General features: G+C 69.9%; 18 protein-coding genes. 11 read left to right on the top strand and 7 right to left on the bottom strand.

Annotation, left to right across the window (positions count from 1 at the left end):
• The first annotated feature begins 2 nt into the window (after window positions 1–2).
• The 4 genes from ACWELJ_RS11725 (at window position 3) to ACWELJ_RS11710 (ending at window position 4,700) form a co-directional block, all read left to right on the top strand.
• Entirely contained in the window at window positions 3–2,039 is a 2,037-nt protein-coding gene (locus ACWELJ_RS11725; RefSeq protein ID WP_452366127.1) for an acetyl/propionyl/methylcrotonyl-CoA carboxylase subunit alpha, read from the top strand.
• Between the two features lie 3 nt (window positions 2,040–2,042).
• Window positions 2,043–3,206, top strand: coding sequence for an acyl-CoA dehydrogenase family protein (locus ACWELJ_RS11720; protein ID WP_452366126.1), 1,164 nt, complete (start codon window positions 2,043–2,045; stop codon window positions 3,204–3,206).
• 84 nt (window positions 3,207–3,290) lie between these two features.
• The gene (locus ACWELJ_RS11715; protein ID WP_452366125.1) at window positions 3,291–4,079 is read left to right on the top strand and encodes an enoyl-CoA hydratase family protein; all 789 of its coding nucleotides are present in this window, start codon (window positions 3,291–3,293) and stop codon (window positions 4,077–4,079) included.
• Between the two features lie 6 nt (window positions 4,080–4,085).
• Window positions 4,086–4,700, top strand: coding sequence for a TetR family transcriptional regulator (locus tag ACWELJ_RS11710; protein ID WP_433592063.1), 615 nt, complete (start codon window positions 4,086–4,088; stop codon window positions 4,698–4,700).
• A 31-nt stretch (window positions 4,701–4,731) separates the two neighbouring features.
• Here the strand turns inward: ACWELJ_RS11710 and ACWELJ_RS11705 are convergent, their stop codons facing one another.
• Window positions 4,732–5,019 carry a hypothetical protein gene (locus tag ACWELJ_RS11705; RefSeq protein ID WP_452366124.1) on the bottom strand — a complete coding sequence of 96 codons (288 nt, stop codon included), beginning with the start codon at window positions 5,017–5,019 and terminating at the stop codon, window positions 4,732–4,734.
• Between the two features lie 155 nt (window positions 5,020–5,174).
• Between ACWELJ_RS11705 and ACWELJ_RS11700 the strand changes: the two genes are divergently transcribed.
• Both ACWELJ_RS11700 and ACWELJ_RS11695 read left to right on the top strand, forming a co-directional pair.
• Window positions 5,175–6,038: an alpha/beta fold hydrolase gene (locus ACWELJ_RS11700; protein WP_452366123.1), complete on the top strand. Its 864-nt coding sequence runs from the start codon at window positions 5,175–5,177 to the stop codon at window positions 6,036–6,038.
• Between the two features lie 152 nt (window positions 6,039–6,190).
• Window positions 6,191–6,826 (top strand): hypothetical protein, encoded by a 636-nt coding sequence (locus tag ACWELJ_RS11695; protein WP_452366122.1) that lies wholly within the window; start codon window positions 6,191–6,193, stop codon window positions 6,824–6,826.
• Here ACWELJ_RS11695 and ACWELJ_RS11690 read toward each other — a convergent pair whose 3' ends face one another.
• From ACWELJ_RS11690 to thiD, 4 genes are all read right to left on the bottom strand, one after another.
• Entirely contained in the window at window positions 6,827–6,979 is a 153-nt protein-coding gene (locus ACWELJ_RS11690) for a hypothetical protein (protein WP_452366121.1), read from the bottom strand. It lies immediately after the preceding gene.
• A 116-nt stretch (window positions 6,980–7,095) separates the two neighbouring features.
• Entirely contained in the window at window positions 7,096–9,174 is a 2,079-nt protein-coding gene (locus ACWELJ_RS11685; protein ID WP_452366120.1) for a glycosyltransferase family 39 protein, read from the bottom strand.
• Between the two features lie 157 nt (window positions 9,175–9,331).
• On the bottom strand, window positions 9,332–10,576 hold the full coding sequence (locus ACWELJ_RS11680) for a glycosyltransferase (RefSeq protein WP_452366119.1): 1,245 nt from the start codon (window positions 10,574–10,576) through the stop codon (window positions 9,332–9,334).
• 75 nt (window positions 10,577–10,651) lie between these two features.
• On the bottom strand, window positions 10,652–11,503 hold the full coding sequence (thiD, locus tag ACWELJ_RS11675) for a bifunctional hydroxymethylpyrimidine kinase/phosphomethylpyrimidine kinase (RefSeq protein WP_452366118.1): 852 nt from the start codon (window positions 11,501–11,503) through the stop codon (window positions 10,652–10,654).
• Between the two features lie 189 nt (window positions 11,504–11,692).
• Between thiD and ACWELJ_RS11670 the strand changes: the two genes are divergently transcribed.
• Together ACWELJ_RS11670 and ACWELJ_RS11665 are read left to right on the top strand one after the other, a co-directional pair.
• The gene (locus tag ACWELJ_RS11670) at window positions 11,693–13,444 is read left to right on the top strand and encodes an Ig-like domain repeat protein (RefSeq protein ID WP_452366117.1); all 1,752 of its coding nucleotides are present in this window, start codon (window positions 11,693–11,695) and stop codon (window positions 13,442–13,444) included.
• A gap of 101 nt (window positions 13,445–13,545) precedes the next feature.
• Window positions 13,546–14,694 carry a GTP-binding protein gene (locus ACWELJ_RS11665; RefSeq protein WP_452366116.1) on the top strand — a complete coding sequence of 383 codons (1,149 nt, stop codon included), beginning with the start codon at window positions 13,546–13,548 and terminating at the stop codon, window positions 14,692–14,694.
• A 5-nt stretch (window positions 14,695–14,699) separates the two neighbouring features.
• Here the strand turns inward: ACWELJ_RS11665 and ACWELJ_RS11660 are convergent, their stop codons facing one another.
• Both ACWELJ_RS11660 and ACWELJ_RS11655 read right to left on the bottom strand, forming a co-directional pair.
• Window positions 14,700–15,323 (bottom strand): NAD(P)-dependent oxidoreductase, encoded by a 624-nt coding sequence (locus ACWELJ_RS11660; protein ID WP_452366115.1) that lies wholly within the window; start codon window positions 15,321–15,323, stop codon window positions 14,700–14,702.
• A 155-nt stretch (window positions 15,324–15,478) separates the two neighbouring features.
• Complete coding sequence (locus ACWELJ_RS11655; RefSeq protein WP_452366114.1) at window positions 15,479–16,639, bottom strand: epoxide hydrolase family protein; 1,161 nt, start codon at window positions 16,637–16,639, stop codon at window positions 15,479–15,481.
• A gap of 86 nt (window positions 16,640–16,725) precedes the next feature.
• On the opposite strand from ACWELJ_RS11655, the gene ACWELJ_RS11650 reads away from it, so the two are divergent.
• The 3 genes from ACWELJ_RS11650 to ACWELJ_RS11640 form a co-directional block, all read left to right on the top strand.
• Window positions 16,726–17,376, top strand: a complete 651-nt coding sequence (locus ACWELJ_RS11650; protein ID WP_452366113.1) for a TetR/AcrR family transcriptional regulator — start codon at window positions 16,726–16,728, stop codon at window positions 17,374–17,376.
• A 65-nt stretch (window positions 17,377–17,441) separates the two neighbouring features.
• Window positions 17,442–17,897 (top strand): hypothetical protein, encoded by a 456-nt coding sequence (locus ACWELJ_RS11645; protein WP_452366112.1) that lies wholly within the window; start codon window positions 17,442–17,444, stop codon window positions 17,895–17,897.
• Window positions 17,898–17,983: 86 nt separating this feature from the next.
• Window positions 17,984–19,551: nSTAND1 domain-containing NTPase (locus tag ACWELJ_RS11640; protein WP_452366111.1), on the top strand; the 1,568-nt coding region annotated here is incomplete at its 3' end.

The raw sequence follows: 19,551 nt of genomic DNA, 5'->3' as shown, positions 1-19,551 counted from the left end.
AAGTGACTGTATCGCGAAGCGATTCCCACAGGGGTGGCGGCGGGGCGACGGGTGGGCTTACGAACGTTCTGGTCGCCAATCGTGGCGAGATCGCGCGGCGCGTCTTCGCGACCTGCCGTCGGATGGGTATCTCGACGACCGCCGTCTACTCCGACGCGGACGCCAACTCGCCGCACGTCGCCGAGGCCGACGCGGCAATCCGGCTGCCGGGCAACACTCCCGGCGAGACCTATCTGCGCGGTGAGCTGATCATCGAGGCGGCGCTGGCCGCCGGCGCCGACGCCATCCACCCCGGCTACGGATTCCTCTCCGAGAACGCCGAATTCGCGAAGGCCGTGCAGGCCGCCGGACTCATCTGGGTCGGCCCGCCGGTCGCGGCCATCGAGCAGATGGGCTCCAAGGTCGAGTCCAAGAAGATGATGGACGCCGCCGGCGTCCCGGTCCTGAAGCAGCTGGATCCGGCCGAGGTCACCGCGGACCTGCTGCCCGTGCTGATCAAGGCGTCCGCCGGTGGCGGCGGTCGCGGTATGCGCGTGGTGCGGGAGCTGTCCGAGCTGAACGATCAGATCGAGGCGGCGCAGCGGGAAGCCCAGTCCGCCTTCGGTGATCCGACCGTCTTCTGCGAGCGCTACCTGGAGACCGGCCGCCATATCGAGGTGCAGGTCATGGCCGACACCCACGGCACCGTGTGGGCGGTCGGCGAGCGCGAGTGCTCGATCCAGCGCCGGCACCAGAAGGTGGTGGAGGAGGCCCCGTCGCCGCTCGTCGAGAAGATCGACGGGATGCGGGCGCGCCTGTTCGAGGCGGCCCGGCTGGCGTCGGAGGCCATCGGCTACGAGGGCGCAGGCACCGTCGAATTCCTCGCCGACGAGAAGGGCGACTTCTTCTTCCTGGAGATGAACACCCGTCTCCAGGTGGAGCATCCGGTCACCGAGCAGGTCACCGGCCTGGACCTGGTGCGTCTCCAATTGCAGGTGGCCGCCGGCCGCCCGCTGCCCGCCCGGCAGCCGGAGAAGCGCGGCCACTCCATCGAGGTGCGCCTCTACGCGGAGGACCCGGCCCACGACTGGCAGCCGCAGTCGGGCACCGTGCACCGCCTCGACATCCCCGGCACCCTGGGCGAATTCACCGTGCTGACCGAGCCTGGCGTACGCCTGGACACCGGCATCGTGGACGGCTCGGTGGTGGGCGTGCACTACGACCCCATGCTGTCGAAGGTCATCTCCTTCGCCGAGACCCGCGACGAGGCCGCCCACCTGCTGGCTTCCGCCTTGCAGCGGGCCAAGATCCACGGCCTGGTCACCAACCGTGATCTGCTGGTGCGGGTGCTGCGGCATCCGGCGTTCCTGTCGGGCGACACCGACACGGCCTTCTTCGCCACCCACGATCTGGAGAAGCTGTCCGCGCCACTGGTTTCCGAGGCGGACGAGCAGCTGTCCATCGTGGCCGCCGCGCTCGCCGACGCCGCCGCCAACCGGCGCGCGGCCCGCATCGGCGGCGGTCTGCCCAGCGGCTGGCGCAACCTGCCGTCGCAGGCGCAGTCCAAGTCCTACGAGTCCCGCCTGACCGGCCGCCACGACGTGCGGTACCGAATCACGCGCGCGGGCCTCGAGGTCGAGGGTCATGCGGGTCTCGAATTGCTGGAGGCCACACCGGATCTGGTGATTCTGCAGGTGCCCGGCGCGCGCGGTCCGGTGCGCCGCCGCTTCGAGGTCGCCCGCTACGGCGATCTGGTGACGGTGGATTCCCCGCTCGGCCCGGTGGCGGTGCGCCGCCTGCCGCGCTTCGAGGATCCGGCCGACCAGGTGGCCGAGGGGTCGCTGCTGGCCCCCATGCCCGGTGCGGTCATCCGCCTGGGCGCGGCCGCCGGGGACCGGGTCGAGAAGGGTCAGCCGATTCTCTGGCTGGAGGCGATGAAGATGGAGCACACCATCGCCGCCCCCGCCGCGGGCGTGCTCACCGAATTGAACGTTTCCGCCGGCCAGCAGGTCGAAGTCGGCACCGTGCTGGCCGTCGTCCACAGCGAAGATCAGGAGTAGGCAATGGGTTTCATCGAGACCGACGAACAGAAGGCGCTGCGGGAGGCGGTGGCCAAGCTGGCCGCCAAGTACAACTTCCGCGACTACGCCGGGCCCAAGGCCCGCAAGGGCGAGCCGTTCGACGAGCTGTGGGACGAGGCCGGCAAGCTCGGCTTCCTGGGCGTGAACCTGCCCGAGGAGTACGGCGGCGGTGGCGCGGGCATCTACGAACTCGCGCTGGTCCAGGAGGAATTGGCGGCACAGGGCTGCGGCCTGCTGCTCATGGTGGTCTCGCCCGCCATCTGCGGCACCATCATCACCAAGTACGGCACCGAGGCGCAGAAGCAGTACTGGCTGACCAAGCTGGCGGACGGCTCCGGCAAGATGGTCTTCGGCATCACCGAGCCGGACGCGGGCTCCAACTCGCACAAGATCACCACCACGGCCCGCCGCGACGGCGAGGACTGGATCCTCAACGGCCGCAAGATCTTCATCTCCGGCGTGGACCAGGCCGAGGCCGTGCTCATCGTGGCGCGCACCGAGAACGCCAAGACCGGCAACCTGCAGCCCGCCCTGTTCATCGTCCCCACCGACGCTCCCGGCTTCGTGAAGACGAAGCAGGAGATGGACATCATCGAGCCGGACAACCAGTTCACCCTGTTCCTCGACGACGTCCGGCTGCCGGCGACCGCGCTGGTCGGCCAGGAGGACGCGGCCATCGCGCAGCTGTTCGCGGGCCTGAACCCGGAGCGGATCATGGGCGCGGCCATGGCGGTCGGCATGGGCCGCTACGCCATCGACCGGGCGGTCTCCTACGCCAAGGAGCGCGCGGTGTGGAAGGGCGTGCCGATCGGTGCGCACCAGGGCATCTCGCATCCGCTGGCCCAGGTCAAGATCGAGCTCGAGCTGGCCAAGGTGATGATGCAGAAGGCCGCGTTCCTCTACGACGCCGGTGACGACTTCGGCGCCGCCGAGGCCGCCAATATGGCGAAATACGCTGCGGCCGAAGCCAGTATCAAGGCGCTCGACCAGGCCATCCAGACCCACGGCGGCTCCGGCCTGACCTCCGATGTGGGCCTGGCGGGCATGCTCGCCGCCTCCCGGATCGCGCGCGTGGCCCCGGTCAGCCGCGAGATGATCCTCAACTTCGTGTCCCAGCACTCGCTGGGTCTGCCGCGGTCGTACTGACCGCGGTGACGGGTGGCGGTGTGCGCGCGGCCATCGCCACCCGTCTTCCAGCCTTCGAAAGCCTTCCAGCAGCAGGAGTATTCGATGACCGACACAGCCAGCGCGGATGCGCCGTTCGTCCGCTACGAGGTGAGCGACGGATTCACGGTGCTGACCCTGGACTCCCCGCACAATCGCAATGCCCTGTCCTCGCGGCTGGTCACCGAACTGCTGGCGGGCCTGGAGCGGGCGGCCGCCGATGACGCGGTGCGCGGTGTCGTGCTCACCCACACCGGCAACACCTTCTGCGCCGGCGCGGATCTCAAGGAGGCCGTGGACGCCGATCCGGCGGCCGCCGCCGAGATCCGCACCCGCTGGATGATCTCGGTGCTGCGCGACATCCTGGCCATGCCGAAACCGGTGCTGGCGCAGGTGAACGGCAATGTCCGCGCGGGCGGCATGGGCATCATCGCCGCCTGCGACCTGGTCGTCGCGGGCCGCGACAGCAGCTTCGGCCTCACCGAGGTCCGGATCGGCCTGGCGCCGTTCATGATCTCGCTGACCCTGCTGCCCCGCATGTCCGCCCGCGCCGCCGCCCGCTATTTCTCCACCGGCGAGACCTTCGACGCCGCCGAGGCCGAACGCAACGGCCTCATCACCGTGGCCGCCGACGACCCCGCCGCCGAGGTGGCCCGGCTGCGCGCCGAACTCCGCAAGGGCTCCCCGCAGGGTCTGGCCGAGGCCAAGCGTCTGGTCAACACCGACCTGCTCGAGGTCTTCGACCAGCGGGCCGAGGAGCTGGCCAAACGCTCCGCGAGCTACTTCGGCACCCCCGAGGTGATCGAGGGCATGACGGCCTTCCTGCAGCGCCGCCCGCCGAGCTGGGCACAATAGGTCACCATGGCGACACCCCACGAACCCAAGCAGGACCGCAGCCGGGCCACCCGGCAGCGGCTGCTGGAGGCGACCATCGACTGCCTGTCCCAGATGGGCTGGGCGGCCGCCACGGTCGCCGTGGTCGCCGAACGCGCCGGGGTGTCGCGTGGCGCGGCGCAGCATCATTTCCCCACCCGTGAGGATCTGATCACCGCCGCCCTCGAGTACATGTTCGAGACCCGCATGGCCCAGGCCAAGGCCGACGCCCTGGCGGTCGCCGAGGTCGCGCGGGGTGTCGCCCGCACCGAGGCCGTGGTCGCGGGCCTGGTCGAGTCCTACACCGCCCCCATCTTCAAAGCGGCACTCCAGGTCTGGACACATGCCGCCGCCGACCCGGTCCTCCGCGAACGCATCGTTCCCATGGAAGCGCGCTTCGGCCGCATCTCCCATCGCATGGCCATCGAGGCCCTGGGTGTGGACGACACCGATCCGGTGACCCACCACCTGGTGCAGGCCACCCTGGACCTGGCCCGGGGCCTGGGCCTCGCCGACGTCCTGACCGATGACTCCTTGCGTCGCAAGGAGATCGTCCAGCAGTGGGCCGCCACCCTCCACACCGCCCTCGAAGCAGCCCGCTGACCCCTCGCCGGCGGGTGCCGAGGTGGCGGGTTCAGCCGGCGATCAGGTAGTTGTGCACCGGTTCGAACGAGATGCGGGGCTCGTTGGCGATCCCCGCCTTCTGCAGGGCCGGGGCCAATCGTTCGTTGGCGAAGCGCTGGAATTCTTCGGCGGAGTTCCAGACGTCGGTGACTCGCAGTCCCCGGTCCGTGGTGGTCGCCCAGTGGAAGAGGCCGCCCGTAGCCATGGGGCCGCCCGGCGCGAAGCCCAAGATCTCGAGAATAGCGTCGTACTCCTCAACCGTTGTGTCGTCCAATTCGACGATGACGGCGACGGCCATGATGATCTCCTTTCGCTGTAGCGGCCCGACGCGGATGCTGGGCCCTCGGTCGAGAGTAGATCCGTCCTCAGCTGGAGTTTTGGTGAATGACCGATGACTTTCGAGCGGAGCCGTCGTCGATACCTCCGGGTGAATCGACAGACGGGAGTCCGGGCATGACGGGACCGAATCGAATGGGCACGACCTCGGTGCGGGCGAATGGTGTGGAGCTGGGGATCGAGAGCTTCGGACGGGCGGACGATCCGCTCGTCCTGCTGGCCGGCGGCCCGACAATGCTGTCCTGGCCCGACGAGCTGTGCGAGCGGCTGGCGTCCGGCGGGCGGCACGTGGTCCGCTACGACCTGCGCGACTCCGGCGCGTCGACGACCATCGACCCCGAAAATCTGGGCTACGACCTGCGGGATCTTGTCGCTGATGCGGCCGCGTTGGTTCCGGCGCTCGGCGCCGGGACCGCCCATCTCGGTGGGGTGGGCGTCGGCGGGATGGTCGCTCAGGTCGCCGCCCTGGACCATCCGGACGTATTCACCGCACTGACCCTGGCCAACACCCGGCCGGTCGCACCCGGCCCGGTCGACGACGACCTGCCGGACCATGACCCCGCCGTGATGGGCGAGCTGTTCGCCCACCCGCAGCCGGACTGGACCGACCGGGCCGCCGTCGCGAACTTCGCCGCCGCGGGGGCCGAACTGCTGGGCGACGATCCCGAGGACGCGCGGGTGACCGCCGCCCGAATCTGGGATCGCACGCCGTCGGCCGATCCCGCGGTACACCAGGCGAACCAGCTCGGAATGACCTTCGCCCGCATCGACTGCACCCCGCGCTGGCGGGCCCGGCTCGCCCGCCTCGCCGTACCCACGCTCGTGGTGCACGGCCGCGCCAACCCGTTCTTCCCGCTCGGCAACGCCGAGGCCCTGGCCGCCGAAATCCCCGGGGCGCGACTGCTCGTCCTCGACGGCGTGGGTACCGCCTTGTCCCGCACCGTGGCCGACCGAACCGCCGCCGCCATGCTCGCCCTGTAGCCGCCCGATCGCGGCTACCCGGCCGCGGGTGCGGGGTGCGGTGGGCGGGACGGCTCGGTGCCGACCGGCTGTGCGGCAGAAGACTTCTCGGTGCGGGATGACTTCTAAGCTGATCGCGGCCGAGAGCACATATGGACATCAGGAGTCAGAGCATGGCTACACCTCGCGACGCCCTGCTGGAGCTGCGGCGGGCCGCTGCGGCTGGACTGGTCGAGCTCGATGGGGCGGGCCCGGCCTCCAGTGAGGTGGTGCGGGGGCGAGAAGCCTCGCTGGAGCCGCATTTCGGTGCCGGCACGTGGTCGGTTCCGCCGAGTTATCGGGCGCTGCTGGCGGAGCACAATCGGCTGCGGTGCTCGAGGGAGGAGGGCGAGCGTGAGTTCGTGCTCGTAGACGAGGAGGAGCTCGTCGAGTTGAATGCCGAGCGGGTGCATCTGCCCGAGGGGGTCTGTCGGGAGCCGGGGCGGTATCTGTCGACCAATCATCTGGTCGGATTTGCCGAAGCCGGGTACGAGGCGGTGTGGTGTTTCGATGTCGCGCAGCCGGGCGCTGACGGCGAGTATCCGGTCTATTACCACCATCAAGATGAGCCGCGGGCACGGTATCTCGCGGATGGTGTGTGGGAGGAAGCGGCCGACGCCGTGCCTGACTTCCCGTCGTTCGCGGCCTGGTTCGAGGCGATGGCCGCGGCATTCACCGCCGCGGAGCCACCTGCTTGGTTCGACGAGATGGGCACCCCGGCGCTGGTGTGGCTCGCCCGCGACGGGATCTTCCGGATCGGCCGGGACTGATCAGAAGCCGAAGATCTCGGCTATTTCTATGGATTCGTCGTCCCAGCGGTGTTCGATGCGTTCGCGGTCGGCGTCGGGGAGGGTGGGGTGCCAGCCGGCTCTGCGCCAGAAGGCTTCTCGGTGCTCATCGTTGAGGGGGTGCGGCGTGCTCATGGCGAGATCCCTGAATTGTGATGGCCGTCACAGGGATTCTAGCGAGGAGGGCTGAGCGCTCGTGCCCGAATGGGTGCGAGCGCTCAGCCCTCGGGGCGGGGGCAAGCCCGCTCCGGTCAGTTGATCTTCGGGGCGGTCAGGTCGTAGAGGGTGATGCCGTCGACTTCCTCGGCGGTGAAATGGTCCTTCACCCAGGCGGTGATCTGCGAGCTGGTGCCGTTGCCGCCGCGTTCGCCGCCCATCTGGCTGCCCGCGATGAAGTAGTGGATGCGGCCGACCTGGACGTACTCCTGGAACTGGGCCAGTGTGGGGGACGGATCGCTGCCGTTGAAGCCGCCGACGGGCATGACCGGGAGCTCCGTCGCCAGCTGGAAGCCGGCCGCCGAGTTCGAGCTGACGGTGGCCGCCACCCAGGTGTAGTCGGAGCCGTCGGCCTTCAGGAGGGCGGTGACCTTGGCGCTGGGGCGGCTCGCCATCATCATGTTGCCCGCCGCGCCGCCGAATCCCTCAGGGCCGCCGGGGATTCCGCCCGGGCCGCTGTTCGTGGACTCGCCGTGATTCGTGCCCGAGCCGTGCTGGCTACCGCCAGGAGCGCCGCTGCGCGGGCCGCCATTGCCGCCGTTGCCGGGCGCGAATCCGTTCCCTTCGCCGAACACGTTGCCGGGGAACCCGTTGGGACGGTCGCCGCCGCGCGGTCCACCCGGACCCCAGCCGCCGCGCACCGCCGGACCGGCCGAGGGCATCGGCCCCTGGTGCGCGGCGGCGATCCCGTCCACGGCGTACGCGGTGGGAGCCGCCATCCCGACGATCACCGCGGCCGCCGCGACGGACAGACCGGCCTTACGGGGCAGGCGGAGGAGCAGCAGCACGGTGACCGCGATGCCGCCGGCCGGCACCACCCAGCGCAGCCACGGCAGGAAGGAAGTGCTGCGGGACAGGATGATCCACGCGGTGGCGGTGGTCAGGCCCATGGCCGCGACCAGGGCGAGCCGCGCCCACACCAGGTCGCGGTGCCGCCAGGCGAGCACCGCACCCGCGCCGATCAGCGCGGCCACGCCGGGCGCCAGCGCCACCGTGTAGTACGGGTGGAAGATGCCCTTCATGAAGCTGAACACCAGCCCGGTGCCGACCAGCCAGCCGCCGAACAGGATGAGCGTGGCACGCTGCGGATCGGTCCGGGTCAGCGTGCCGCGCAGCACGATTCCGGTCACGAGCAGGACCAGCGCCGCCGGGATGAGCCAGGCGATCTGACCCGCCTGCTGCGGTTCGAACAGTCGCCCGATGCCGGGCGTGCCCCACATGCCGCCCCCGCCGGTCGGCATGTCGCCGCCGAAACCGCCGACGCTGCCGCGCTCCTCACCGTTCAACCGGCCCAGGCCGTTGTAGCCGAGGGTCAGTTCGATGATCGAATTGTGCTGCGAGCCACCGAAGTACGGCCGGTCGGCGGCGGGCCACAGCTCGGCGAGCAGCACCCACCAGCCGGCGCCGGCGACCATGGCCGCGCCCGCCGCGAACAGCTGTGCGATCCGCTTGCCCAGCGCGGGCGGCCCCGCGATCAGATAGGTCAGCGCCAGCGCGGGCACGACCAGCAGCACCTGCAATTGCTTGGCCAGGAAGCCCAATCCGATGAACGCGCCGGTGAGCACGAGCCAGCGCCACCGCCCGTCGGCCACCGCCCGGGTCATGGCCCAGGCCGCGGCCAGCATGAGGAACACCAGCATCGCGTCGGGGTTGTTGAATCGGAACATGACGGCCGCGATGGGAGTCAGCGCGAGCACCAGCCCCGCCAGCAGTCCGGCGGTCGCGCCGAAGTTCCGCCGCACGATCGCCCACAGCAGCGCCACCGACGCCACCCCGAGCAGCGCCTGCGGCAGCAGCATGCTCCAGCTATGCAGCCCGAAGATCCGCACCGAGATCTCCATGGGCCACAGCGACAGCGGCGTCTTGTCCACGGTGATCGAGTTGGCGGCGTCGGAGGAGCCGAAGAAGAACGCCTTCCACGACACCGAACCCGCCTGCACCGCGGCCGCGTAGAACGAGTTGGCCCAGCCGTTGGCGGACAGGTTCCACAGGTAGGCGATGGCCGTGCCGACCAGCAGGGCCGCCAGCGCCAGGTACTCCCGGCGATCGGCGCGGGCCGCGGGCGGCTCGGCCGGGGGTGGGGCGACCCGCTTCTCGGTCAGTGTCGCGGTCATCGGTCGCCTCCTCGGCTGGGTCGATCGGTCGGGGAATCGCTGGGGACGGTCCAGAACGGCAGTTGGCCGTGTTCCGGCCGGTGCCGGGGCGGGAAGTCGACCGCCGCGAGCCGGAAGCCGTCGCCCGGAAGTGCTTGCCGCGCATCGGAGAACGAGCTCAACGCGTCACCTCGGGCGCGGTGTGCTTGCCGGCGTTCCGGAACACCCAGCGCAGTCCGACGAACCGCAGCAGGGTGGCGACCAGATTGGCCACGACCAGCACCGCCAGTTCGAGATGGACCGCCGCGTCGGGAGCCCAATGGTGCAGGGCGAAGAGTGAGCCGGAGGTCAGAGCCAGTCCGACGCCGAAGATGACCAGCCCCTGGAAGTGGTGCGACACAGCCTGATTGGACCCGCGCACCCCGAACGTGAAGGCCCGGTTGGCGGCGGTATTGCCGACCGCGGTGATCAGCAGGGCCAGGAAGTTGGCGGCCTGCGCCCCCGTGATCCCTTGCAGCAGCACGTAGAGCAGCAGGTAGGCCAGCGTCGAAGTGACGCCCACGATGCCGAACCGCACCAGCTGTCCGACCATGCCCAGTGGCACGCCCTCGACCAGCGGCTCGCGCCCGATGGCGGCCCGCAGTTCGTTGATCGGCAGCCGCCCGGTGGTGAGGGCGCGCCCGACCCGCCAGATGCCGAGCAGGTCCTTGCGGGCGGTGTCGACGATGTCCACCCGGGAGTCCGGGTCGTCGATCCAGTCCACCGGCACCTCGTGGATGCGCAGCCCGATCTTCTCGGCCAGCACCAGCAGCTCGGTGTCGAAGAACCATTCGCCGTCCTCCACCAGCGGCAGCACCAGCTTGGCCACCTGGGAGCGCATGGCCTTGAACCCGCATTGCGCGTCGGAGAACTTGGCCTGCAGGGAGGTGCGCAGGATGAGGTTGTAGCAGCGGGAGATGATCTCGCGTTTGGGGCCGCGGACGACCCGGGACTGGGAGGCCAGCCGGGTGCCGATGGCCACGTCGGAGTGCCCGGACACCAGCGGCGCGACCAGCGGCAGCAGCGCGTTCAGATCGGTGGAGAGGTCCACGTCCATGTAGGCGACGACCTGTGCGTCGGAGGCCTGCCACACCTCCCGCAGCGCGCGCCCGCGGCCCTTGCGGTCCAGGTGCACCACGTGCACGCCGTCCAGCTGGGCGGCCAGCTGCCGAGCCACGGTGAGGGTGGAGTCGGTGGAGGCGTTGTCGGCGATGGTGATTCGCGCCGTGAACGGGAAGCTCAGGGTCAGGAAGGCGTGCAGCCGGCGAACGCAGGGGGCGAGGTCGACCTCTTCGTTGTAGACGGGAACGACCACGTCCACGACGGGCGCGGTCACTGCTGCAGTGGGTTCCGCCGCCCGGACGGCGGTCACGGTGTCGTTCATGGTGACCAATCTCGATCACCAGACTCACATCAGTCTGCGCCCCGCCTGGGAGGTTCCTGGGAGCCGTGACCGCCGCTAGCTCGGGCCGAGACGCAGCCGCCACAGCGGGGAGACCGGTCCGTGTCCCGCGCCCAGGTCGTAGGAGGCTTCCAGGCAACGGAAGGTCCATTCCTTGGCGAAGGCGACCGCGTCCGGCACCGAATAGCCGTGCGCGAGCGCGCAGCAGATGGCCGCGGCCAGGGTGTCGCCGCCGCCGTGGTCATTGCCGGTGGCCAGCCGCCGGGCCGGGAGTTCGTGGAAGGTGTCGCCGTCGAAGAGCAGGTCGGTGGACTGCTCGGAGGTGCGCAGATGCCCGCCCTTGACGATGGCCCACCGCGGACCCAATCCGATCAGCGCTTCGGCGGCCTTGCGGGCGGAGCCGTCGTCCACCACGTCGATGCCGGTGATGAGCCGGACCTCGTCCAGGTTGGGGGTGACCACGGTGGCCAGGGGGATCAGGGTGTGGCGCACCGCGTCCAGCGCTTCGGCGTGCAGCAGGGCGTCGCCGTGCATGGATGCGGCCACGGGATCCACGACCAGGGGAATCGTGCCCTGATGTCCGATGCCGACCTCGCGGCACACCTCGGCTACGGCCTCGATGATGGCGGTCGAGGCCAGCATGCCGGTCTTGGCCGCGCCGATGCCGATGTCGCCCACCACGGTTCGCACCTGGTCGGCCACGATCTGCGGCGGGATCTCGTGGAAACCGCTGACGCCCATGGTGTTCTGCACCGTCACCGCGGCCACCGCGACGCACGCGTGCACGCCGCACATCGCCATGGTGCGGGAGTCGGCCTGGATGCCCGCGCCGCCGCCGGAGTCGGTGCCCGCGATGGTGAGGGCGCGGACCGGGGTGGAGCCATTCGGGGCAAGCGGTAGGAACTGCACGTCACAGACCCTACCGACCGCGGTGTGGACCGATCGTCCTGTCCTCCCCGGCGGCTCGGGCGACGCCCGAAATTTCCTTCCGGATGAAAAGACCAAAACTAAAACATGTTCTAGTCACACCATGCATACTGGCGGCGATTCGTTTGATTTGTCCGGTTTCAACGATGTAGCCGGGCGTAAGGAGTCCCTGTGAACCAATCGACCAAGCGGCTCGCCGTCGCACCGGTCACCGGCGCGGCCATGCTCGCCGGGATACTGCTCACCCCCGGCCAGGCGAGCGCCGGCGACACCAGCTTCACCAGCTCGTGCCAGGCGAAATCGATCATCACGGTCGACAAGTCGGTCGCCGCCACCATGAGCGTCACCGCACCGGCCTCGGTCGCGGCGGGGGAGACCTTCACCTACCGCATCCAGCCGAACGCGTCCTCGTATCCGGACAAGGACTCCGGCGCCACCACCACCAACCTCTCGCGCATCAAGTACGACTACGCGATCCCCGACAACTCGGTCTTCGTGAGCGCGGCGGTCGTGCCGGGCACCGCCGTCAATATCGACAATGTCGCCCCGAACGTGCTGCGCGTCAACGACTCCGGCAATGTCGACAACGCCGGTGGGATCCTGCGCCTGTCGGGCAATAACGAGGTCGTCGGCAACAGCCCGACCAGCAGCACCAACTCCGAGGGCGGCATCCGCGCGCCGAAGCTGAAGAAGAACCTCGACGGCACCGCCAACGCCGCGGGCGACTCCTGGTACCGGCTGCCCGCCGTCGACGTCACCGTCACCGCGGTGGCGGCCGGCGTGATCACGCCGAAGCTGCGGACCGCGGGCAGCGCCGCCAGCTACGGCAACGACCAGAACTTCAGCACCTCGCTGGCCAAGGCCTCGCTGCTGGGCACCCAGTGGGCCCCGACCCGCTGCATTCCCAGTGACAACAAGAGCACCCTCAATGCGGGTGCGGGCCCGCTGGCCACGATCACGGTCGGCGGAACGGTCAACAACACCACCACGACCACGCTCAGCGCTCCCGCGACCGCGACCACCGGCCAGGCGGTCACGCTGACCGCCACGGTGGCCCCGGCCGCCGCGACCGGAACCGTCCAGTTCAAGGATGGCGACGCCAATCTCGGTGCGGCCGTACCGGTGAACAACGGCACCGCGACCCTCTCGCAGGCGTTCGGCACCGCCGGCGCGCACTCCATCACCGCCGTCTACAGCGGTGACTCCACGAACCAGCCGTCGACCTCGGCCGCCTCGGTCGTCACCGTCACGGCCGCGATCGTCGACACCACCACCACGATGAACATCCCGAGCACCGCGACGACCGGTCAGTCGGTGGATCTGTGGGCGACGGTGAACGGTCCGGGCAATGTCCCCGCGACCGCCGGCACCGTGCAGTTCAAGGACGGCGGCGCCGATATCGGCGGCCCGATCGCCCTCGCCGCCGGCGGCGCGAAGCTGACCTACACCTTCAATGCCGCGGGCGCGCACGCGATTTCGGCGGTGTACTCGGGCGCGGACGGCTTCAATCCGTCGACCGGTGGCCCCACCACCGTGACGGTCAGCGATCCGGCTCCGGTCGAGCTGAACACGGTGACCACCCTGACCGTTCCGGCCACGGCCACCAAGGGCGACGCGGTGGCTTTCACCGCCGAGGTCAAGACCGACGCCGGCGCGGCCGTCACCACCGGCACCGTCCGATTCATGGACGGCGGCACGCCGATCGGTGACGCGGTGACCGTCGTCAACGGCAAGGCGACCCTGCAGTACACCGTCGGCCAGACCGGCAACCGGGTGATCACCGCGGTCTACACCGGCGGCACCGGCTACAAGGGCTCGACCTCCGCGGCGTCGACCTTGAACGTCAAGGACGCGACCACGCCCGGCGGAGGTGGCGGTTCCTTCGGCCTCCCGGGTCTGGGGACGGGTTCCCTGGGTAAGTGATCGAAGGCTGAAACGCCCGGTCGGACTTGTTCCGGCCGGGCGTTTCGCATTCCCCGGGCGCCGAACGTCTGCTGCAAATGAAAACCGTTATCATTAGTGTCATGACTTCGGATCCACAGACCCCGCCACTGCCCGTGACCGTGCTGTCCGGTTTCCTCGGCGCGGGCAAGACCACCCTGCTCAACCACATCCTCGCCAATCGGGAGGGTCGCCGGGTGGCTGTCATCGTCAATGACATGAGCGAGGTGAACATCGACGCGGCCCTGGTCGCGGGCCAGGGCCACCTGGACCGGACCGAGGAGAAGCTGGTCGAACTCACCAACGGCTGCATCTGCTGCACGCTGCGCGAGGACCTCATCGAATCGGTGGGCAGGCTGGCTCGGGAGGGCCGTTTCGACCAGCTGGTCATCGAATCCACCGGTATCTCCGAACCCATGCCGGTGGCGGCGACCTTCGAGTGGGAGTTCGAGGACGGCTTCCGGCTCGGCGACCTCGCGCGGCTGGACACCATGGTGACCGTCGTCGACTGCTCCACCTTCCTCGCCGAAGTGGTCAAGGGGCAGGCGCTGGCCGAACGGAATCTGCAGGCGGGGCAGGGCGACCAGCGCACCATCGCCGACCTGCTCATCGAACAGGTCGAGTTCGCGAATGTGCTGGTGCTCAACAAGACCGATCTGGTGAGCGCGAACGCGGTGGGCACGGTGGAGGCCACGGTCCGGCGGCTGAACCCGGCCGCGCGGATCGTGCGGTCCGCGCACGGGGTGGTCGACCTCGCCGAGGTGCTCGGCACCGGCCGCTACAACCCGGACCTCGCGGCCCAATTCGACGGCTGGGACGAGGAATTGGCGGGCGGCCACACTCCCGAGACCGAGGAGTACGGCATCGGCAGCCTCACCTTCACCGCCGACCGCCCGTTCCATCCGCAACGCCTCGACACCGCCCTGTCCCAGCTGGAGCGGCTGCTGCGCAGCAAGGGCTTCTTCTGGCTGGCCAGCCGCCCGGAGCTGGCCGCCATCTGGTCCCAGGCCGGGCCGAATCTGACCTTCGAGGCCGGCGCCTATTGGGACGCACTGGATCTGACGCCGGGCCAGGAGATCGTCTTCATCGGCGTGAAACTGGACCGTCCCCACGTGCGGGACCTGCTGACCGCCGCGTTGCTCACCGACGCGGAGTTGGAGGCCGGGCCGCGGGCATGGCTGCGGTACCCGGATCCCTTCCCGTCCTGGGGTGGCCCGCACGAGCACGCCTGACCTCGTCAGTGCGAAATGCCCGGCGTGCGGCGCACATACGCGGTGTCGGTGATCTGCTCGACCAGGAATCCCGCCACATCGGCCCGCGAGATCTTCAGCGCCAGACCGGTTTCCGTGCCCGGGAAGTCCCGGCGGTAATCGCCCGTGGCCGGGCCGTCGGTGAAGGCGCTGGGCCGCACGATGGTCCAGTCCAGGTCGCTGGCCAGCACGTACTCCTCCTGCCGCACGTGATCGGCGAACGCCGGGCGCAGCAGCAGGCCGAACATGACATATTTCCAGACGAAGTTCAGGTTGCCGCGGCTGTCGCCGACGCCGAGGGAGGACTGGCAGATCAGCCGCTTCACGCCGGTGCGCCGCATGGCCTCGATGATCAGCCGGGTGCCCTCGGCGCGGACCACGCCCTTGCGTCCCGCGCCCAGCGCCACGATGATCGCGTCCTGCCCGATGACCGCGCGTTCCACGGCGGCCGGGTCCAGGACATCGCCGGTAATGACCCGCAGCCGCTCATGTGTGACGGTCAGTGCGGCGGGATCGCGGACCAGGGCGGTGACCTGATGCCCGGCCGCGAGGGCCTGCGTGACGACCTGGCGGCCGATGGTGCCGGTGGCTCCGAAGATGGCGACGTTCATGGCTCTCACCTCGTGTTTTTCGTTGTTGCGAAGGTGAATTCAGTACATCAACGGAAGCCGCCCGGGAACATCGCCGCGCGTCTCGCGAACATGCGGGAGGGTCCAGACATACGCCGGGCCCGCAACCCGATGGGGTGCGGGCCCGGCGGGGCGAATCAGCGCAAACCGGCGAAGAACTCGCGGATATCGGCGACCAGGACGTCGGTCGCCTCGTGCGCGGCATAGTGCCCGGCGGCGTCGTTCGCGCTGGTCGAGGTGGACGAATTCACGTCGTAGGCATGCCAGCTCACGATGTTCTGGTGGTCCCGCTCGGCGAAGCGGCGGATGGACTGGAAGTCGCCCTTGAACATGGCCAGCCCGGTCGGCACCGTGGTCGGGCCCTGCGGCTGCTCGGCGTGCGCGTCCTCGTAGTAGAAGCGCAGCGACGACCCGGTGGTGCCGGTCAGCCAGTAGATGGCGGTGTTGCCGATGACGAACTCGTCGTCCAGGCCCTCGCTGAACAGCTGCGCGTTCCAGCCCAGCAGACCCACCGGCGAATCCGCGAGCGCGAAGGCGATGGTCTGCGGCTGCTGGCTGTGCAGGGTGTTGAAGGCCATCTTGTTCTCGTAGAACCACTGCAGATGCGCCAGGCCCGCCATGTCCTCCTCGGACAGGCCGGCCATCTCGGCCGGATCGCCGGACGGGAACGAGAACAGCTGCGTCACATGGACTCCGAGCACCTGATCGGGGGCGATGCGGCCGATCTCGGGGGAGACCATCGAGCCGCCGTCATTGCCGATCGCGCCGAAACGCTCGTACCCGAGCCGGTTCATCAGCTCCAGCCAGGCGCGGGCGGTGCGGTAGCGGCTCCAGCCGGTCGACCGGGTCGGGCCGGAGAAGCCGAAGCCCGGCAGCGAGGGGATGACCACGTGGAAGGCCGGCGCCGCGGGATCCTCGGGATCGGTGAGCGGGGCGATCACGTCCAGGTACTCCAGGACCGAGCCGGGCCAGCCGTGGGTGAGGATGACCGGGGTGGCGTCCGCCCGTGCGGACCGCACGTGCAGGAAGTGGATGTCCTCGCCGTCGATCTCGGTGGTGAACTGCGGGTAGGCGTTGAGCTTGGCCTCCAGCGCCCGCCAGTCGAATTCCTCCAGCCAGTACTTCGCGAGCCCGAGCACCCGGTCATTGGCGACGCCGTAGGCGTCGGCGACGCCGGGGAGCTCGTTCGGCCACAGGGTCTTGCGCAGGCGGTCGGCCAGATCGTCGAGCTGGGCCTGGGGGACGTCGATGCGGAACGGGCGGATGGCGGTGGCGGTGGCGGTCGGCTGGGCGTTCATCATTCTCTCCTTTGTGGAACGGAATGCTTCGTTCTGTTCTAACCATAACGGAACGGATCGTTCCGTTCAAGTGCTATTCTCGATTCATGTCGAAAACAGCCGAAACCACAGCTCAGCGGGCACTGCCCGGGCGCAAGGCGCAGGCCGCGCGCAATGACGAACTCATCCTGGCCGCCGCCCGCGACGTGTTCCTCGCCGAACCCAAGGCCCCGATCTCGGCCGTCGCCGAGCGCGCGGGCGTCGGCATCAGCGCGCTGTACCGTCGCTATCCGAGCAAGGAGGACCTGCTGCGCACCCTCTGCTACAGCGGGTTGCGCCGCTACAACGCGGAAGCCGAAGCGGCCCTGGCGAATCCCGACGGCTGGGCGGCGCTGGTGGAGTTCCTGCGCAATGTCGTCGACGCCGACGTCCACTCGCTGGCGGTGCACCTGGCCGGCACCTTCACCGCCGACGACTCGATCCTGCCCGACGTCATGCGCAGTGCCGAACTCAATGACGAACTCCTGCGCCGCGCACGGGAATCCGGCACCTTGCGCCCGGAGGTCACCGTCGCCGATCTGGGCCTGATCCTCGAGGCGTGCGCCGCCGTCTCGCTCCCGGATCCGGAGCGCACCGCCCAGCTGCGCCGCCGCGTGCTGGCCCTGCTCGTCGACGGCCTCACCGCCACCGGCGACCTGCCCGGCCCGCCACCGGTTCCGGGCGAGTTCGTACACCGCTGGCAGCGCCGTGACCAGTGAACGGTAGCGTTCGCCGCGTTCTCACCGACATTCGTTTGTCCCCGTAATCAATTCGAGGAGTCGCGATGCGCTGGATCCGCCCCCTGCTCGCCCTGCCGCTCGCCGCGGCCGCGCTGTTCGCGGTCACCGGCACCGCCGCCGCCGACCCGGTCACCACCTTCACCCCCGCCTACACCGCCGGCTCGGGGGCCTTCCCCTGCTTCGGCCAGATCCAGGCGTTCCACGACCCCCAGAACACCTACTACGGCAAGCAAACCGTCTGGGTGCGGGCCGAATTCACGTTCCTGCCCATTCCGAATCCGGGCTGCGGCGCGACCGCGACCCTGAGCTGGCGCAATCTGGATACCGGGGCGAGCGGCAGCTTCCCGCCGGTTCCGCTGGGCGACGGCACGCCGTTCGGGCCGTCCAACGCGCTGTGGGTGCCGGAGACGCTGCCGACCGGCCCCGGCCGGGTGGAGGTCACCATCGACACCGACCTTCCGCACATCGCGGGCAAGGGCACCTTCTACTCCCCGGAGTGACCGCCGCGGGCGATACCCTGAGTGCCTAGGCCGGAGCCGCGATCGAAATCGATTGCGGCACTGGCGGAACGCGCGTGGGGAGAGTGATGACAGCGTCCGGCGACCGGATACCGCCACCACGAGAGCTGTTCACCCGGCGGCTGGCGCTGTTGTGGGAGCACGCCGGGAACCCGACCCTCGAACGCGTCACCCGGGCCGCTAATCAGCGGATGAAGGCGGCCCGTGGTTCCGACGCGCGCGGGAGCGCGGTGCGGGTGCAGCGGATCAGCGCCTGGCGGCGCGGCCAGAACGTGCCCGCTCAGTTCGATTCGCTGCGGCCGGTACTGCTGACCCTGCTCGATATGGCGCGCGGGCACGCCGAGCCGGTGCCCGCGGAACTGTCGAGCCTGCGGGAGTGGCAGCGGCTGTGGCGCGAATGCGATTCGTGGACACCGGATCTCGACTCCGAATGTCCGTATCCGGGCCTGGAGCCCTATCGCGGCGCGGACGCCGACCGCTTCTTCGGGCGTGAACGGGTGACCGGGGAGCTCGCCGCGCTGGTGCGCGCCACGGCCGAGGCCGGGGGCGGGATCATCGTGCTGGTGGGGGCCTCCGGCGCGGGCAAGTCCTCGCTGCTGGCGGCGGGCCTGGTTCCGGCGCTGGGAGCGGACTGGTCGGTCAGCACCGGCACGCCCGGCGGTCCGCCCGCCGAACCGGCCGCGACCGGGTCCCGGCGCTTGATGATCGTCGACCAGTTCGAGGAGTTGTTCGTCGGGGCCGGCGCCGATCCGGCCGAGCGCGAACTGCCGAATCGCCTGCGGGACTGGGCGCAAGCGGGAATCACCGTCATCCTGGGCGTGCGCGCCGACTTCTTCGCCCGCTGTCTCGAACACCCCGCGCTGGGGGAGGCGTGCGCGCGCCGCAGCTTCATCCTCGGGCCGATGCGGGCCGACGAGCTGACCGCGGCCATCACCGAACCGGTCCAGCGGGCCGGGCTCAAACTGGAAGCCGGACTGCCGGAGATCATCCGCACCGACCTCGCGGGCCTCGGCGGGAACACCCTCGAAGAACCCGCGGGCGTGCTCCCACTGCTTTCCCATGTGATGCAGGCGATCTGGCAGCGCCGCGACGGCACCCGCCTCACCCTCGCGGGCTACCGGGCGGCGGGTGGCGTCGTGGGCTCGGTGGCCGCCACCGCCGACGACGCCTGGGCCAAGCTCGACGAGACCGAGCAGGCCGCCGCCCGGGAACTGGTGCCGCACCTGGTGCATGTCGGCTCGGGCACCCGCGACACCCGCCGCCGCCCCGCCCGCGACGAGCTGATCGCCCGCGCCACCGATCCCGAAGCAGCCGCCACCGCCCTGGAAACCCTGGTCCGGGCCAGGCTGGTCACCCTCGACCGCGACACCGCGACCCTGGCGCACGAGATCGTGCTCGACGCCTGGCCGCGGCTGCGCGGCTGGATCGACGACGATCGCGAGGGCCATCTGGTGCGTCAGCGGCTCGCCGCGGACGCCGCCGAATGGGAAGCGGCCCAGCGCAACCGGGCCCTGCTGTACCGCGGCACCCGGTTGGCGAGCGCGCGCGAGCATGACGTCGCGGGCCAGCGGACGCACCGACCAGCCGTCGCCGGAGATGTGGTGGACCACGAAAACCAGGACGTGCGTGGGCGCGA

The organism is Nocardia sp. NPDC004582, assembly GCF_053602115.1.
This window is presented reverse-complemented; position numbering and strand designations above follow the sequence as displayed.